This is a genomic window from Amycolatopsis keratiniphila subsp. keratiniphila, assembly GCF_001620365.2.
Classification (GTDB): Bacteria; Actinomycetota; Actinomycetes; order Mycobacteriales; family Pseudonocardiaceae; genus Amycolatopsis; species Amycolatopsis keratiniphila.
Genome location: NZ_LQMT02000023.1, coordinates 60,653 through 76,525, shown reverse-complemented (window position 1 = coordinate 76,525; position 15,873 = coordinate 60,653). Strand labels below are relative to the sequence as shown.

Sequence of the window (15,873 nt, the reverse complement as noted above, 5' to 3'; positions counted from 1 at the left end):
CGTGCGGGGGGCGCCGGTCGCAGGCGCCCCCCCGCACGCCGGTCTCAGGCCCGGAAGGGGCCGGTCACCTCGTAGGTGATCCCGCCTGAAGACGAACCGGAGGTGCCACGCTGGGAAGAGAAGTACAGCCGGTTACCCGCCGGGGTGAACGCGGGGCCGCAGATCTCCGATGAGCTCTGGCCGTTGATCCGCAGGAAGGGAGCCACGATGTCGTTCGGCGTGATGATGCAGATCTCCATGTTGCCGCCGTCCTCGGCGACGTACAGGTCACCCGACGAGGTCCCGGTGACGTTGTCGACGCCGGTCAGCGGGGCCGAGCCGGGGCTGACCAGCGAGTCGTCGTAGGCCAGCTCGTAGGTGTTGTTGGTCAGGTTGAGCTGCCAGACGCGGTTGTCGCCCTTGGTGGTGAACCAGGCGGTGTCGTTGGCGTAGTGCAGTCCTTCGCCGCCATTGAACCGCTTCGCGCCGGACACCTGGTTGCGGGTGGCGGTGGGGGAGCCATCGGGGTCGGGAACGTTCGCCCAGGTGAAGCTGCCCGAGGTCGCCGTGCCCGCCTTGAGCACCTGCAACGTCCCGGCGGAGAGGTTGCCCCAGGTCGTCGGGACGAAGCGGTAGAAGCAGCCGTCCGAGGTGTCTTCGGTCAGGTAGACGACCTTGCGCACCGGGTCGGCCGCCGCGGCCTCGTGCTTGAACTTCCCCATCGCGGGGCGCTGGACGGCGGCCGTGGCCGGGCCGTTCGGCTGGCATTCGTAGACGAACCCGAGGTCGATCTCTTCACAGGAAAGCCAGGTGTTCCAAGGAGTCTTCCCGCCCGCACAGTTCTGGCGGGTGTTCGCAAGGATGCGGTGGGCGCCGGTGATGTTCCCGCTCGCGTCGAATTTGACCGCGCTCGCGCCGCCGCCGGGGGTGATCTCCGAATTCGACACGTAGATCCACCCGCTGCCGTCGGCGAACACCGCGCCGCCGTCCGGGGCGTTGTGCCAGGTGTACCCGGTGCTCGCGACCTTCTGGCCGGACCTCGCGATGACGCGGCTGGTGAATCCCGCCGGCAGCTGGATCCCGTTCGCGTCGGCCGCCTGGAGCGCGCCGTACGGGCTGGGTCCGTTCTGGGCGGGCGCGGCGAGAGCCGCTCCCGAGAGCCTGTTTCCGAACGCCGTGACACCGGCGCCGACCACGGCCGCGCGCAGGAAATTCCGTCGCTTCACTCGTGCCTCCGAGACATCCGCTGATGTGGTGGTGCGGGATGGAGCGGGTCGGAGAGTACGGGCGGAACGGGACATCCAGGTGAATTCGCGGCGTATTCACCGCGAGGAGGGAACTTTCGTAGGGAACCTTCGTGCAGCACTATTTCTTTCGCTTTGCGAAGGCCCGGCGCTTCGGCCCCGCCGCGCTGTGCGGCGATTTCCAGCGCGACGAGTATCCGGTCGAGCGGTGCGCATCCGCCATTGCGGTGGTGGCGACGTCCGATCAGGTGACGCCAGTCGGCGAGATACTCGTCGACCCCGAGCTCGCCGGGGACTGTCCGAAGCAGCGCGCGCAACAGGACTCGCATCTGGTTTTCGTTGCCGGGCAAGGTGTTCCGGGCCAACAGGTCGGCCAAGGTGCTGCGGGACCAGCCGGTCGCGGCGGCCAGCGCGCGGATGCTGAGGCCGCTTCGGTCGCGGAGTTCGCGCAGCCGCGCCATGAACTCCGCTTCCGTGTTCATCGGGGTGCCTTGGCGGGCGCGGGTTGGCGGAGAACGGCGCCGAACAGGGCGATGGCGATCCCCGCGGCGATCGTGGCGCTGGTGCCGGCGAAGGTCAGCGCCGCGGTGAATCCGGTGAGAATGCTCAGACAGACGATCTGACCGGCCGAAACGCACCTGCGCCTCGGCCGCAACGGGGAAAGAATTCCTTGACTCATGACCTTGCCCTCTCAAGGATCACGCACCCCGGCTGGGTGGCACGCAATCTACGTTATCAAAACGTGATAGGGAGTTTAAGGCGAGTCAATGTCCGGGTTCGTCCGGATCCGGGAAGCCGGAAGCCCCGGACCCACGAGGGGATCCGGGGCTTCGGCATCACGCCGTTACGCCGCTTGCGCGACCGGAGCCGTCGCCGGGGCCAGCGCGATGTCCAGCACGTCGCGGACGTTCGCCACGGCGTGGACGTCCAGCTGTGCCAGCACTTCGGCCGGGACGTCGTCCAGATCGGGCTCGTTGCGCTGCGGGATGATCACCGTCTTCATCCCGGCCCGGTGCGCGGCCAGCAGCTTCTGCTTGACCCCGCCGATCGGCAGCACGCGCCCGGTCAGCGACACCTCACCGGTCATCGCGACGTCCGACTTCACGACCCGGCCCGAAAGCAGGGACGCCAGCGCGGTCGTCATCGTGATGCCGGCGCTCGGCCCGTCCTTGGGCACCGCGCCCGCGGGAACGTGCACGTGGATGCCGCGGTCCTTGAGATCGCCGACCGGGAGTTCCAGCTCCGCGCCGTGCGAGCGCAGGTACGACAACGCGATCTGCACCGACTCCTTCATCACTTCGCCCAGCTGGCCGGTCAGCTGAAGCCCGGTGGAGCCGGACTCCGGATCCGCCAGCGACGCCTCGATGTAGAGGACGTCACCGCCGGCGCCGGTCACCGCCAACCCGGTCGCCACGCCCGGGGTCGACGTGCGCTGGGTCGACGCGGGCAGCGAAGACTCCGGCAGGTGCCGGGGGCGGCCGAGGTAGGTCTCCAGCCCGTCGGCGTCGATCGTCAGCGGCAGCGCGACCTCGTCCAGCGCGACCTTGGTCGCCACCTTCCGCAGCACCTTCGCGATGGTCCGGTTCGCGTTGCGCACCCCGGCCTCTCGCGTGTACTCGGCGGCGATGCGGCTGAAGGCGCCGTCGGTCAGCGTGACGTCGTCCTTGCCGAGACCGGCGCGCTCCAGCTCACGGGGAAGCAGGTGATCGCGGGCGATGGTGACCTTCTCGTGCTCGGTGTAGCCGTCGAGGGTGACCAGCTCCATCCGGTCCAGCAGCGGGCCGGGGATGGTTTCGAGCGCGTTCGCCGTCGCGAGGAACACGACGTCGGACAGGTCCAGCTCGACCTCGAGGTAGTGGTCGCGGAACGTGTGGTTCTGCTCCGGGTCCAGCACCTCCAGCAGGGCGGCCGTCGGGTCGCCCCGGTAGTCGGCGCCGACCTTGTCGATCTCGTCGAGCAGCACGACCGGGTTCATCGAGCCCGCTTCCTTGATGGCGCGGACGATCCGGCCGGGCAGCGCGCCGACGTAAGTCCGGCGGTGACCGCGGATCTCCGCCTCGTCACGGATGCCGCCGAGCGCGACGCGGACGAACTTGCGGCCCATCGCCTTCGCCACGGACTCACCGAGCGACGTCTTGCCGACCCCGGGAGGACCGGCGAGCGCCAGCACGGCGCCCGAACGACGGCCGCCGACCGGGCCGAGACCCGACTCCGCGCGACGCTTGCGCACGGCCAGGTACTCGATGATGCGTTCCTTCACGTCTTCGAGGCCGGCGTGGTCCGCGTCGAGGATGTCGCGCGCCGCGGCGATGTCGTGGACGTCGGTGGTGCGCTCGTTCCACGGCAGTTCGAGGACCGTGTCCAGCCAGGTGCGGATCCAGCCGCCCTCGGGGGACTGGTCGGAGGTGCGCTCCAGTTTGTCCACTTCGGACAGTGCGGCCTTCTTGACCGCGTCCGGCAGCTCGGCGGCCTCGACGCGGGCGCGGTAGTCGTCGTCGTTGGCCGTGCCGTCGAGCTCGCCCAGCTCCTTGCGGATCGCTTCGAGCTGGCGGCGCAGCAGGAACTCCTTCTGCTGCTTCTCCATGCCCTCCTGGACGTCCTTGCGGATGGTGTCGGTGACCTCGAGCTCGGCCAGCTGCTCGCGGCTCCATTCGAGGGCCTTCTCCAGCCGGGCCGAAACGTCGAGCGCGGTGAGCAGTTCGAGTTTCTGCTCGGTGTTCAGGTACGACGAGTTGCCCGCGAGGTCGGCGAGCGCGGACGGATCCTCGACCTCCTGGACGGCGTCGATCATCTGCCAGCCGCCGCGCTGCTGGAGGATCGCGAGGACGACGCTCTTGTACTCGGACGCGAGCTTCGCGGAGTTGTCGTCGGTGGTCTCGGTCGCGACCTCGGCGTGGACCCAGCGGGCGGCGCCGGGCCCGTCGGCGATGCGGCCGACGACGGCGCGCCGGGTGCCGCGCAACAGCACCGCGGTCTTGCCGCCGGGCACGCGCCCGATGCGCTCGACGGTCGCGATGGTGCCGAGCTCGGCGTATTCGCCGTGGACGCGGGGGACGATCAGCACCTCGGCCTTGGTGGCGGCGCTGGACCGGATCCCCGGGAAGGAAGCCTGGGCAGGCGTGTTGGCCTGGGCGGACTCCACCGCGGCGCGCGTCTCCGGGTCGGCGAGGTCGAGCGGGACGATCATGCCCGGCAGCACGACGTCGTCATCGAGCGGGAGGACGGGCAGGAGGCGGTTGTCGGTCATCTGTGCACTCCTCGGTTAGTTGAGTCTGCCTAGCTCAACTCTCCGATCGACCCGTTTGTTTCCCTTCGTTGTTCGCCGTCGGCGATCATCGCACTGGTAGCGTCCCGTGCGCGCACTGTGACGACCTGGGGAGGGGTGACGTGCAGCAGGGGACGCCGGACCGACGGCCTTGGATCCTTCTGATCGTTTTCACGATCGTCGCCGCCGTGACGATCACGACCGCGGCGGTCGTCTTCGGCCGGACGACGATCGACGGCACGCCGATGGCGGTGGGCGCGAACGGCGCCGCCGCCCAGACGGGGTCGAAATGGCGGCACGGCGCGGCGGACATGCCGTCGTACGACGAAGGCGTGGCGGCGTGGACCGACGGCGATCTCTTCGTAGTCCTCAACGACGAACATGTCAGCGCCTACGCCCAGGCGGACGGCGCCCTCCGGTGGCGGATCAAGCCGCCGGAAGGGGTCTTCTGCGGTGCCGGCACGGCGGTCGTCCAGAACCGTGTCGCCGTGGCCTACGGCGGTGGATGCGCGGTCGCGGCCCTGCTCGACTTCGGGACGGGCTCGTTCGTCTGGCAGCAACCGTTCAAGACGCCGCAGTACGACGACAAGCCGGCGAAAAGCGCTTCGTTGGAGATCATCGAAGACACCGTCGTGGTCACGCAGTCCTTCGGCATGGCCGGTCTCGAGGTGGCGACCGGACGGACGAAATGGTCGAAGCCGACGCCGCCCGATACGCCGGAGAAGGGCTTGCACTGTCGCGCGAAGGACGCGATGCCCCAGGGTCGGGCTGTCGCGCTCCTGGTGACCTGCCTGAACAGTTACCCGGAGTTCGATCTGGCGATCGTCGCCGTCGATGTCGCGGGGACCGTCACCAAGGAGAAGACCTTGGTGAAGCCGATTCCCACCGCAACGATCGTCCCCGCGTGGGTCAGCACCACGCCGCCGGTCATCTTCCTGGACGATGCCGACGACGAGAGCGCCTACCTGATGCTGGACGACACGTTCACGCCGACGGCCAGGGTCGAAGCGGGAAACTACGAGACGGGGCTCGCCAGGCCGCAGATGGACTTCAACGGTGACGACGCGTCCGGCAGCCTGCACAGCAGAATGCGCGCTCTGGTGACCGACGGCCTGCTCGTGACCGTCACCGGCGTCGCGCCCGCGCTGCCGAGCAGCATCGTCGCCTTCGATCTGAAGAACGGTGAGAAGAAATGGGAGACGCCCGCGGCCGAGGGTGATCGCTTCATGGCCCCCGTCGCCGTCGACAACGGCGAGATCATCGCGGAGGTCGCGCCGCCGGACGACGACGAAGGCCCTCAGCGGGTCGTCCGGGTCAAGCCCGCCGATGGTGCCCTGACGGTCGTCGGGACCTATCAGATGGACGACGACCCCAAGACCAAAGGAATCTCGCTGATCGCGTTTTACGAGTTCTTCTGGGTCGGCGGTGTCATGTTCGCCGCCATGGGGGACTACAACCAGTACGCAGGCGCCCTCGTCTGCCGCTTCGGCTGACATCCGACCTCCGCTCGGAACGCGTCGCCTTTAGCCCGCTAAACGCGACGCGAACCGCCGAAAGGTCGGATGTCAGGGGTGGACGGCGACCCCGCACCAGGCGAACGGCCGGGCACCTTCCTCGTCCCGCCGCAGCTCCCGCACGGGCCGCCAGTCGGGCAGGTGGACGACGCCGGGCTCCAGCAACGGCCAGTCCCCGAAGAGCGGCTCGATCTCTTCGCGGTCCCGCATCCACACCGGATTGCTCGTCTTCCGGTACTGCTCGACCATCCAGTGCAGCCCGTCGGCGTCCACGCCGGTCTGGCCGCCGAAGCTCATATGCGACAGCCCCAGCCAGCTGCCCGGCGCGAGCGCGTTCCGGTACGTCGCGACCAGCGCGGGCGGATCGTCGTGCGGGCCGGCGAAATGCAGGACGGCCATCATCATCAGGCACACCGGCCGATCGAAATCGATCAGCCGCAGCGTCTCCGGATGCCGCAGGATGTCCTTCGGTCGCCGCATGTCCGCTTGGACGATCCCGGCCCAGTCGGTCGCCTCGTGGCGTTCGAGGATCAGCTCCGCGTGCGCCACCGCCACCGGCTCGTAGTCGACGTACACGACCTTCGCCGTATCACCAGGCTCCAGTTCCTCCTGCACGATCTCGTGCACGTTCCCGGCTGTCGGGACACCGGAGCCCAGATCGATGAACTGCCGGATCCCGGCGTCCAGCGCCGCGCGCACGACGCGGTTCATGAACTCGCGGTTGTGCCGCGCGCCCGGTTTGACCCAGCGCCACTGCTTTTCCAGCGCGCGGGCGAACTCGCGGTCGACCGCCCAGTTGTGGGTTCCCCCGAGGAACCAGTCGTAGATCCTCGCCGCGGACGGCTTTTCGGTGTCGACCCCGGTCGGCGCCACCGGGGCCGTGTCATCGTCCCTCGTCACGGAAACGAGCCTATCCGGATCATGGCACCGCCGGTCGCCGCTGCCAGTACGTCCAGAGCGGCCGGTAGCCCTGCGCGTACCAGAACGGCGTCGAGCGAGGGTTGGCCAGCGCGTGGTGCAGCAGCACGGCATCGGCGCCGCATTCGTCGAAGACCTGGTGCGCGTGCGCGGCGAGCGCCGTCCCCACGCCGCTCGACCGCGCCTGTTCCGCCACCGCCAACGACGACAGGTAGCCGACCTTCTCGGCCGCGACCCGGCCGCGGATCCACGCCGTGTCGCCGGGGAACTGCACCCGCACCATGCCCAGCGGACGGCCGTACAGCTCGGCGATCCACAAAGTCGGATTTTCCCGGCCCAACTGTTTCGACAGGTCCGCCGTGATCGTTTCCTCCGCACCCTCGCGCAAAGTGACAGAACCGAACTGCGCGTCATAACGCTGCAATTCCAGTTCGAGTCCGACGGCGGTTTCGAGATCATCCGCTTCGGCGGGCCGGATGTGCACGCCGGGAGTGGCGGGCGGCCCGGTCACGGCGAGCCGGTCGGCCGGGCGGACCGCGATCACCAGCACCGGGGCGAAGCCGCGGCGCAGCAATTCGGCCGAACCGGGGGAGTCCCGGCTGGGCCGCACCACGGTCGCCGCCGTCTCGACATCCCCAGGTGGGGCCACGGTCTTCAGATGTTCATCCCATCGGGTGAGTAATGCGTCGAGGGCCGCTTCCGGACGGGGACCGGTGAGGCGGGCTTCGAGGCGATGTTCGACGAGGGCTCGCCACGGAGAGTCAACGGAATCGGGACCCGCCTCGGTCCGTACCGACAATCCGGCGGCGGCCGAGTCGCCTGCCGTCGCGGAGAGTGACACAGAGCCCTCGACAGGCTCCAGTGCAGGCATTTCGGGGAGCAGGGCGTCCACGGTGGCGAGCCGCTCGGCATGCCCGGCGGCGATGGCGTGGCTATTCATAGGGCTATTCAAACGCCTACTCGCGGGTCCGATGGGAACTTCACGAGATCGGCCGGAGCGTGGCGCCAGGTGACTTCCGGTAGTCGGAAGGAACGCGAATAACGCTCCCATTTCACCCCTTGGTCCACGCAGGTCAGCGCGACGCGCCCATTGTTAACCCTGGGGTGATCTCATACTGTCTCGAATGGGACTTGGGTACGCCCTCCGGGGTACTGTATTGCCCTCGTCCCCGAGGTCGCGGTAGGACAAGACCGGTTGGGCAGCCGGGAAGGAAGGTCGGATGCCGGACACGAACGGCAGGCCCGGGAGCGCCGCACAGGCGGCTGCGGGCAAGGGAGGCGCCGTTACGGAGGCTCGTACCGACGAGCGACGGTTCCGCGTCTACACCTTCGCGGTACTCACCATGGGCATCGCCGCCGCGGCCGCGGTCAGCCTCTGGCTGGACTTCGAGGCCTCGGACGATCTGCTGTGGATCGGGCCGATCCTCGCCCTCGCGTTCCTGCTCGCCGAACAGCTCGGCATCAACGTCGACGTCCGCAGCGGCATCTCCTGGACGATCTCGTTCACCGAGATCCCGCTGGTCATCGGATTCTTCGTCGCCCCCTTCGAAGTTGTGCTCGCCGCGCATCTCGCGGCGGGGATCGGAACACTCCTGGCCCGCAAGGTCGCCGGCCGCGTGCTCTACAACGCCGGCGCGTTCCTGCTGGAGATCACCGGCGCGTTCGCCGTGGCGGGACTGGTGAAACAGGCCTCCGGCGCCCACGACATGACCTGGATCGCCGCGCTGGCCGGGACCTTGACCGCGCCGCTGGTCAGCACGCTGCTCGCGCTCGCCGCCGTCCGCGTGCTGCGCCGTCGCATGCGGGTCAGCACCGCGATCCGGCTGACCGGCCGCATCCTCGTCGTCGGCTTCGTCAACGCTTCGGTCGGCCTTTCCGGATATTTGGTCATTTCCGGGACGCCGAAGGCCTGGCCGCTCGTGCTCGCCGTCTTCCTCGGCCTCACCGCGCTGTACTGGGCGTACTCCGACCTGCTGCGCGAGCAGCGCGACATGGAAGCGTTGTCCGACGTCAGCCTGATGGTCGCGCGGTCCGGTCAGCAGGCCGCCGCACGGCCGGCCGGGCGCGCGGACGAACTCGTCGGCGGCGTGGACGTCCGCGAATGGGCGACCATCGCCGAACGCATCAAGGATCAGCTCGCCGCCGGCCGCGTCGTGCTGAGGCTTCGGCTGGAGCCGAAGGACACCATGCGGATGGTCGTCGCGGGTGACGAACTGCCGCCCGTCGATCCGGCCGCCGACGACCCGCTGCTGCGCCTGCCCGGCGCGCACGTCCGCCACTTCCGGATCACCGAAGCCAATCCCGACGTCCGTTCCGCGTTGCTCGACCGCGGCGCCCAGGAGGCGCTGGTCGTCCCGCTGCGCAGCGCGAACCAGCTCCTCGGCGTCGTCGAAGCGCACGACAGGCTGAGCCGCTGGCGTGGGTTCGGTAAATACGACGTCCAGCTGCTCGGCACGATGGCCAGCCACCTCGCGACGTCGCTGGACAACCGGCGTCTGCTCGCGACCCTGCGCCACGACGCGTACCACGACCCGCTGACCGGCCTGCTCAACCGGCCGGGCTTCCGCCAGGTCGCCAAGGAACCGTTGCGGGAACAGGTCGACGCGGTCGTCCTCCGTGTCGATCTGGACGTCTTCTCCACCGTCAGCGACGCCCTCGGCTACGTCTGGGCGGACCGGATGGTCATCGCCGCGGGCCGCCGGATCCGCGACGCGCTCGGTCCCGACGTCCCGCTCGCCAGGCTCGAAGGCGCGTCCTTCGCGGCGCTTCTCGTCGGCTGCGCGCCGGAACGCGCCCAGGCCGCCGCGGAGCTGCTTCGCGCGGAACTCGTCGCCCCGTACCCGGTGGACCGGCTCTCCGTCGAAGCCAACGCGATGATCGGTTACGCGACCTCTTCGGCGGAGGACGACGACCAGGTCGACGTCGACGGGCTGCTGCAGCGCGCCGACGTCGCCGTCCGCGCGACCAAGGGCGGCGAAGAGGTCCGCGGCTACATGGCCAGCATGGGCCAGATCTTCATGCGCCGGTTCCAGATGGTCACGCAGTTCCGGCAGTCGCTCGAGGAAGGCCAGCTGAGCGTCCACTACCAGCCGAAGATCACCTTGCCGAACCGGCAGATCCAAGGTGTCGAGGCGCTCGTCCGCTGGGTGCACCCGGAGTTCGGCAGGCTCGGCCCGGACGAATTCGTCCCGGCGATCGAGGCAGCCGGCCTCATCGGCGTCCTGACGTCCTTCGTGCTCGAAGAGTCGTTGAAGCGCGTGCGCAAATGGCTCGACGAGGGCCTGCGCATCTCCGCCGCGGTGAACCTGTCCGTGCGGAACCTGGCCGACGAGGACTTCCCGACGAAGGTCGCCCGCGAACTCGACCGCTTCGGCATCCCGCCCGAGCTGCTCACCTTCGAGCTGACCGAGTCCGGTGTGATGTCCGACCCGCAGAAGGCGCTGCCGATCCTGCGGGAGCTGCACTCGCTGGGCATCGTGCTCGCCGTCGATGACTTCGGCACCGGCTACTCGTCGCTGGCGTACCTGCGGCAGCTCCCGGTCGACCAGGTCAAGATCGACAAGAGCTTCGTCCTCGGCATGGGCACCGACCTCGGCGACCTCGCCGTCGTGCGCTCCATCGTCGAGCTGGGCCACTCGCTCGGCCTCACGGTCGTGGCGGAGGGCGTCGAGGAGGACGTCGCGCGGGATCAGCTCGAAGCGATGGGCTGTGACGTCGCGCAGGGCTACCTCATCTCGCGGCCGCTGCCCGAGGATCGCCTCGAGGCGTGGCTCCAGGCCCGGACGGCGCGTTCGCCCGGACGCCACTCCGAGACCGTCCTGACCCTGCTGACCTGAGGTTTCGCGGTAACGGACCCCCCTGTTCCACCCCCCTCGCGGGGACTTGCTAATCTTTCCAAGTCCTCGCGAGAGGCAAGGCCCCTTTAGCTCAGTCGGCAGAGCGTTTCCATGGTAAGGAAAAGGTCTACGGTTCGATTCCGTAAAGGGGCTCAGAACTTCAGCCGCGTCACGCAAGCGTGTCGCGGCCAGGTTCATGTAAGGCGGTGTAGCTCAGCTGGCAGAGCAAGCGGCTCATAATCGCTGTGTCGCCGGTTCAAGTCCGGCCACCGCTACGCGGTAATCCTGGGTATCCCAGGCCTAGTAGAGAAGGAAATGCTGTGGCTGCCACTGACGTGCGACCGAAGATCACGCTCGCGTGTGAGGAGTGCAAGCACCGCAACTACATCACCAAGAAGAACCGGCGCAACAACCCGGATCGCCTGGAGATGAAGAAGTTCTGCCCGAACTGCGGTACGCACCGGACTCACAAAGAGACCCGCTGAGCGTCTAGCGGTTCTACCTGTCTTACCCGAAGCCGCCCTGGTCACCAGGGCGGCTTCGGGTATTTTTCGGGTTCGGTAGCCTGCTCGGGTGGCCTTGGACCAGTCGTTCACCGGGCGGGTGTACCCGCCGACCAGTACCTATGAAGTGAGTCGCGAGAAGATCCGGGAGTTCGCCGACGCGCTCGGCGACACGAACCCGCTCTACCGCGACCCCGAAGCGGCGAAGGCGGCCGGCTACCCCGACGTCATCGCGCCGCCGACGTTCCTGACGATCATCAACCTCGCCTCGATCAACGCGATCGTCTCGGACCCCGAGCTGGGGCTCGACTACTCGCGGATGGTCCACGGCGATCAGCGGTTCACCTACACGCGGCCGGTGCACGCGGGCGACGTCCTGTCGCTCACCACGCATATCGACAACATCATGGCCCGCGCCGGGAACGACTTCATCAACCTGCGCGCCGAGATCTCCGGCGCCGATGGCGGCCTGATCGCCACCACGAACGCGCAGCTCGTGGTCCGAGGGGAGGACGCGTGAGCACGTTCACCGTCGGGGAAGAACTGACGCCGCTGACCATCGACGTCACCCGTGACCAGCTGGTGCGCTACGCGGGCGCGTCGCTGGACTTCAACCCCATCCACTGGAACGAGACCTTCGCCAAGGAGGTCGGCCTTCCCGACGTCATCGCGCACGGGATGCTGACCATGGCGCTCGGGGCGCGGCTCGTCACCGACTGGCTGGGCGACCCCGGCCGCCTCGTCGACTACTTCGCGCGCTTCACGCGCCCTGTGGTCGTGCCGAACGAGGGCGCGGCGACGATCGAGTTCACCGGGAAGGTCGCCGTGGTCAACGACGACGGCACCGCCCGCGTCGACATCACCGCCAAGTTCGAGGGCAAGGCCGTCCTGGGCAAGGCGCAGGCGGTCGTCCGCGACTGACTCCCGGGGGAGCAAGGGACCTTTGCTACCACTCGCTTAGCGTGCCTAAGTAAGTGGTAGCAAAGGTCCCTTGCTCTACGCGAGCTTGACCAGCTTCTCGAGGACCTCCGCCATTCCCTGCGCACCCCGCGCGTTCGGGTGCAGCGGCGCCGCGGGCACCGACGGAGTGGGGCCTTCGACCCAGCGCCGGTTCGCGGCGCTGCACATGTCCCGCCCCTTGCTCGCGGTCGACATGTCGGCGAAGCCCGCTTCGTGCGCCTTCGCTGTGTCCTGCAATGCCGTGTTCAGCCGTTTCAGCGAGTCGCGGAAGTAGGCCACGTCCCCCGCGCCGACCGGCAGGACGGGCCAGCAACCGGCGTCGTCGTCCGGAAGCACCGTCGGGTACCCCACGACCACGACGCGCGCCGAAGGGGCCTTCGCGCGGATCTGGTCCAGGATCCCGCCGAGCCGGTCCGCCGCGGCGGTGATCCGTTCGGAGAGCTGGTCGCGTCCGCCCGAGGTCAGCTGGGTCTTACACGGCGAAGCGGTCTGCACCTGCGTCGCGCACTGGCTCGCGAAGCCGGCGAAGCCCACGTCGTTGCCGCCGATCCCGACGGTGACCAGCGTCGTGTCACCGTCGACGGCGTCGAGCTGCGGGGCGTTCGTGCCGTCACGGGTCTTCTGCTCGCCGGTGAGGTGCTCGGTCGTGGCGCCGCCGCAGCTGACGTCGACGAACTCGGCCGGACGCAGCTTCGCGGCGAGCAGGCTCGGGTAGTTGTTGTCCGAGCGATCACAGCCCACCGGCGCGCCCACGGGCCGTCCAGTACCCGGCGAGGCCGTGTAGGAGTCGCCCAGCGCCACGTACCGGCCCGCGCCGTCCGAAGTGGTGACGCCCGCCGGTGTCACCGCCGTTCCACGCTCCCAAAGGTGGTAAGCGATCCCCAGGACGGACAGCACGATCACCAGGAAGAGGCAGCCGCCGCCCGTTCTCCGCTGCGTCACCCGTTCGTTGTACGCGACCTGGGTCACGTTTGTCATCGGTCCGACCGTCGGTGAACTGGACGTGAACGGGTGATCTCCGGTTGCCTGAGACGTGGATCACGTTCAGGGTGGTGTCCGTACCTGCCCCGAGGAAAGGCGAAAACCGTGAGCCTGAACTTGAACAAGCTGGTGGACAAGGCGTGGGAGGACAAGGGGATCAGCGAGCTGCTGGACGCGCCGCCGTCCGCGCTCGAAGGCTTGACCAAGAAACACGACGAACTCCTCGCCGAACTCAAGATCAAGACCATCCGGGACCTCGGCAACTGGAAGTACGCCGCGAAGGCCCACGCGCTCGTCCAGCTCGCCGACGGCCAATCCTGACCTTCTGAAGGCCCTTCCCGGCGAACGGGGAGGGCCTTCAGCCGTTCGGGACCAGGTTGCGCAGTTCGGCGGCGAGATCGAGGGCGTGCGTGACGTCCCGCGCGAGATAGTGCGGGTCGACGAAGGCCTCGGCGATCCCGGTATCGGCGGCCGCCTCCAGCTGCGCCGCGACGTCCTTGAGGTCCGTTCCCGGCTTCGGGTTGATCCGCAATACCCGCCGCAGCTTGCCGGGGTCGCGGCCCGCCTTCTCGGCCGCGGCCACCACGGTCTCCCAGAGCTTCGCCAGATACGGCGCGGGAAGTCCCGCCGGAAGCCAGCCGTCCGCGCGGCGGCCGACGCGATCCAGCGCCACCGGGGACAGCCCGCCGAGCAACACCGGCGGATGTGGGCTCTGCACCGGTCGCAGCCCCACCTTCGACGCCGGGATCCGCCAGCGTTCGCCTTCGTGTTCGACCGGGTCACCGGTCCAGAACTTCCGGAGGACGTCGAGAAGCTCCTCCAGTTGCCCGCCGCGCCCCTTCCAGGGCGTACCTGTCGCCGTGTACTCGTCGCGAAGCCAGCCGATCCCCAGCCCGATGTCCAGGCGGCCACCGCTCACCTGATCCAGTGAAGTGAGCATCCTGGCGAGCACCACGGCCGGATACACCGTCCCGGTGAGCGTGCTGGTGCCCAGCCGGACCTTGTTCGTGATGCTCGCGGCGACGGTCAGCAGGATCAGCGGATCGGCGAAGGTGACGAACTCGGGCGGGTACGGCCGTTCGGGTGTACCGCCGGGGTAGAAATCCGACGGAGAGACCGGCGCCAGCACCCGATCCCCGACCCACAGGGACTCGTACCCGAGCTCCTCGGCCGCCGCGGCGAAACCGGTGACGGCGTCCATCGACGCGAGGGGACCGTACTGCGGAAGAGTGATTCCCAAGCGCACCAGGGTCACCGTGCTTCCGCGAGCAGACGGCCCATCCTGGTGATCCCTTCGGCGAGATCGTTTTCGTCCAGCGCATAGGAAATCCGGAAATACCCCGGCGTCCCGAACGCCTCGCCGGGCACCACGGCGACCTCGGCCTCACGCAGGATCAGATCCGCCAGCGCCACCGTGTCCACCGGACGTTCGCCACGGATCTCCTTGCCCAGCAAGGCTTTCACCGACGGATAGACGTAGAAAGCGCCGAGTGGCACCGGAGTCTCGACTCCGGGGATCTCGGAAAGCAGGGACAGCGCCTTCTTTCGCCGAGCGTCGAAAGCTTCGCGCATCGCGAAAACGGCGTCGAGCGGTCCGCTCACCGCGGCCAGCGCCGCGCGTTGTGCGACGTTCGAAACATTGCCGCACAAGTGGGACTGATACGCCGTCGCCGCCTTGACGACGTCCTGCGGACCGAGCAGCCAGCCCACCCGCCAGCCGGTCATCGAGTACGTCTTCGCGACCCCGTTGAGGACGATCGTCCGGTCGGCGAGCTCCGGGACCAAGACCGGCATCGAGGGCGCTTCGGCGCCGTCATAGACCAGGTGCTCGTAGATCTCGTCGGTGATCACCCAGAGGTTGTTTTCCTGCGCCCAGCGCCCGATCGCCTCGACCTGCTCGCGCGGGTACACCGCGCCGGTCGGGTTCGACGGCGACACGAACAGCAGCACCTTCGTGCGCGGCGTCCTGGCGGCCTCGAGCTGCTCGACGGTGACGAGGTAGCCCGTCGTCTCGTCCGCCGTGACCTGCACCGGGACACCGCCGGCGAGGGCGATCGACTCCGGGTACGTGGTCCAGTACGGCGCGGGCAGCAGCACCTCGTCGCCGGGGTCGAGCAGCGTCGCGAACGCCGAGTAGGCCGCCTGCTTGCCGCCGTTGGTCACCAGGACGCGCCCTGGGTCGACCTCGAACCCGGAGTCGCGGACGGTCTTCGCCGCGATCGCCTCCCGCAGCTCCGGCAGCCCGCCCGCGGCGGTGTAGCCGTGATTGACCTTGTCGCGGACCGCCGCTTCGGCGGCTTCGAGCACGTTGGCCGGGGTGGGGAAGTCCGGCTGCCCCGCCCCGAACCCGATCACCGGACGACCCTGCGCCTTGAGCTCCCGGGCCTTCGCGTCGACGGCCAGCGTGGCCGACGGCGTGATGCCGCCGATCCGGGCCGAGACGCGTGCGGCGGGCGAAGACGAGGGTGCGGGAGCGCTCATGGCGACATCGTGGCACGATCATGGGGTCGGCCGTGGGGGAGTTTCCCCGCGGAAGGCTGCTCCACGCCGCTTTGAGGGGCGCGGTTGCGAAGCTGTTCGGGGGTTGCCGTAGACTTCTGGTCTCGGAACGCACTACGGTCATCCCCGCCACGGCGGTGGGGACGATGGAATGCGTCCTCGGGAGCTCCAGAG

15 protein-coding genes and 2 tRNA genes are annotated in these 15,873 nt (G+C 68.7%); 8 read left to right on the top strand and 9 right to left on the bottom strand.

Going from position 1 to position 15,873, the window contains the following annotated elements; genetic code table 11:
• Nucleotides 1-44: 44 nt before the first annotated feature.
• From AVR91_RS24710 to lon, 4 genes are all read right to left on the bottom strand, one after another.
• On the bottom strand, nucleotides 45-1,205 hold the full coding sequence (locus tag AVR91_RS24710) for an alkaline phosphatase PhoX (protein WP_063274305.1): 1,161 nt from the start codon (nucleotides 1,203-1,205) through the stop codon (nucleotides 45-47).
• A complete protein-coding gene (locus tag AVR91_RS44520) occupies nucleotides 1,202-1,684 on the bottom strand; it encodes a helix-turn-helix domain-containing protein (protein ID WP_158077413.1) in 483 nt (160 codons plus the stop codon). The genes AVR91_RS24710 and AVR91_RS44520 overlap by 4 nt, the downstream gene beginning before the upstream one ends.
• 17 nt (nucleotides 1,685-1,701) lie before the next feature.
• Nucleotides 1,702-1,902: a hypothetical protein gene (locus AVR91_RS44515; protein WP_076153467.1), complete on the bottom strand. Its 201-nt coding sequence runs from the start codon at nucleotides 1,900-1,902 to the stop codon at nucleotides 1,702-1,704.
• A gap of 165 nt (nucleotides 1,903-2,067) precedes the next feature.
• The gene (gene lon, locus AVR91_RS24695; protein ID WP_063274307.1) at nucleotides 2,068-4,470 is read right to left on the bottom strand and encodes an endopeptidase La; all 2,403 of its coding nucleotides are present in this window, start codon (nucleotides 4,468-4,470) and stop codon (nucleotides 2,068-2,070) included.
• A gap of 206 nt (nucleotides 4,471-4,676) precedes the next feature.
• Between lon and AVR91_RS24690 the strand changes: the two genes are divergently transcribed.
• Nucleotides 4,677-5,981, top strand: coding sequence for an outer membrane protein assembly factor BamB family protein (locus AVR91_RS24690; RefSeq protein WP_143254081.1), 1,305 nt, complete (start codon nucleotides 4,677-4,679; stop codon nucleotides 5,979-5,981).
• 72 nt (nucleotides 5,982-6,053) lie between these two features.
• On the opposite strand, the gene AVR91_RS24685 is transcribed toward AVR91_RS24690, so the two are convergent.
• Both AVR91_RS24685 and AVR91_RS24680 read right to left on the bottom strand, forming a co-directional pair.
• Nucleotides 6,054-6,902 (bottom strand): SAM-dependent methyltransferase, encoded by an 849-nt coding sequence (locus AVR91_RS24685; RefSeq protein WP_063274309.1) that lies wholly within the window; start codon nucleotides 6,900-6,902, stop codon nucleotides 6,054-6,056.
• Between the two features lie 19 nt (nucleotides 6,903-6,921).
• On the bottom strand, nucleotides 6,922-7,860 hold the full coding sequence (locus tag AVR91_RS24680; RefSeq protein ID WP_063274310.1) for a GNAT family N-acetyltransferase: 939 nt from the start codon (nucleotides 7,858-7,860) through the stop codon (nucleotides 6,922-6,924).
• Between the two features lie 280 nt (nucleotides 7,861-8,140).
• Here AVR91_RS24680 and AVR91_RS24675 point away from each other — a divergent pair, with 280 nt between their 5' ends.
• The 6 genes from AVR91_RS24675 (at nucleotide 8,141) to AVR91_RS24650 (ending at nucleotide 12,180) form a co-directional block, all read left to right on the top strand.
• Complete coding sequence (locus AVR91_RS24675; RefSeq protein ID WP_016331049.1) at nucleotides 8,141-10,756, top strand: putative bifunctional diguanylate cyclase/phosphodiesterase; 2,616 nt, start codon at nucleotides 8,141-8,143, stop codon at nucleotides 10,754-10,756.
• Nucleotides 10,757-10,836: 80 nt separating this feature from the next.
• Nucleotides 10,837-10,909, top strand: a tRNA-Thr gene (locus AVR91_RS24670).
• Between the two features lie 49 nt (nucleotides 10,910-10,958).
• A tRNA-Met gene (locus tag AVR91_RS24665) sits at nucleotides 10,959-11,031 on the top strand.
• Nucleotides 11,032-11,076: 45 nt separating this feature from the next.
• Nucleotides 11,077-11,241 (top strand): 50S ribosomal protein L33, encoded by a 165-nt coding sequence (rpmG, locus tag AVR91_RS24660; protein WP_005152047.1) that lies wholly within the window; start codon nucleotides 11,077-11,079, stop codon nucleotides 11,239-11,241.
• Nucleotides 11,242-11,329: 88 nt separating this feature from the next.
• Nucleotides 11,330-11,779 (top strand): MaoC family dehydratase N-terminal domain-containing protein, encoded by a 450-nt coding sequence (locus tag AVR91_RS24655; protein WP_037332761.1) that lies wholly within the window; start codon nucleotides 11,330-11,332, stop codon nucleotides 11,777-11,779.
• Nucleotides 11,776-12,180: a MaoC family dehydratase gene (locus tag AVR91_RS24650; protein ID WP_063274311.1), complete on the top strand. Its 405-nt coding sequence runs from the start codon at nucleotides 11,776-11,778 to the stop codon at nucleotides 12,178-12,180. The genes AVR91_RS24655 and AVR91_RS24650 overlap by 4 nt, the downstream gene beginning before the upstream one ends.
• A gap of 75 nt (nucleotides 12,181-12,255) precedes the next feature.
• Here the strand turns inward: AVR91_RS24650 and AVR91_RS24645 are convergent, their stop codons facing one another.
• Nucleotides 12,256-13,188: an SGNH/GDSL hydrolase family protein gene (locus AVR91_RS24645; protein WP_143254089.1), complete on the bottom strand. Its 933-nt coding sequence runs from the start codon at nucleotides 13,186-13,188 to the stop codon at nucleotides 12,256-12,258.
• 117 nt (nucleotides 13,189-13,305) lie between these two features.
• Here AVR91_RS24645 and AVR91_RS24640 point away from each other — a divergent pair, with 117 nt between their 5' ends.
• Nucleotides 13,306-13,521, top strand: coding sequence for a hypothetical protein (locus AVR91_RS24640; RefSeq protein ID WP_063274312.1), 216 nt, complete (start codon nucleotides 13,306-13,308; stop codon nucleotides 13,519-13,521).
• A gap of 37 nt (nucleotides 13,522-13,558) precedes the next feature.
• Here AVR91_RS24640 and AVR91_RS24635 read toward each other — a convergent pair whose 3' ends face one another.
• Nucleotides 13,559-14,455, bottom strand: a complete 897-nt coding sequence (locus AVR91_RS24635) for a TIGR03619 family F420-dependent LLM class oxidoreductase (protein WP_063274313.1) — start codon at nucleotides 14,453-14,455, stop codon at nucleotides 13,559-13,561.
• Complete coding sequence (locus AVR91_RS24630; protein WP_063274314.1) at nucleotides 14,452-15,681, bottom strand: pyridoxal phosphate-dependent aminotransferase; 1,230 nt, start codon at nucleotides 15,679-15,681, stop codon at nucleotides 14,452-14,454. Before AVR91_RS24630 ends, AVR91_RS24635 begins: the two co-directional genes overlap by 4 nt.
• Between the last annotated feature and the right edge of the window lie 192 nt (nucleotides 15,682-15,873).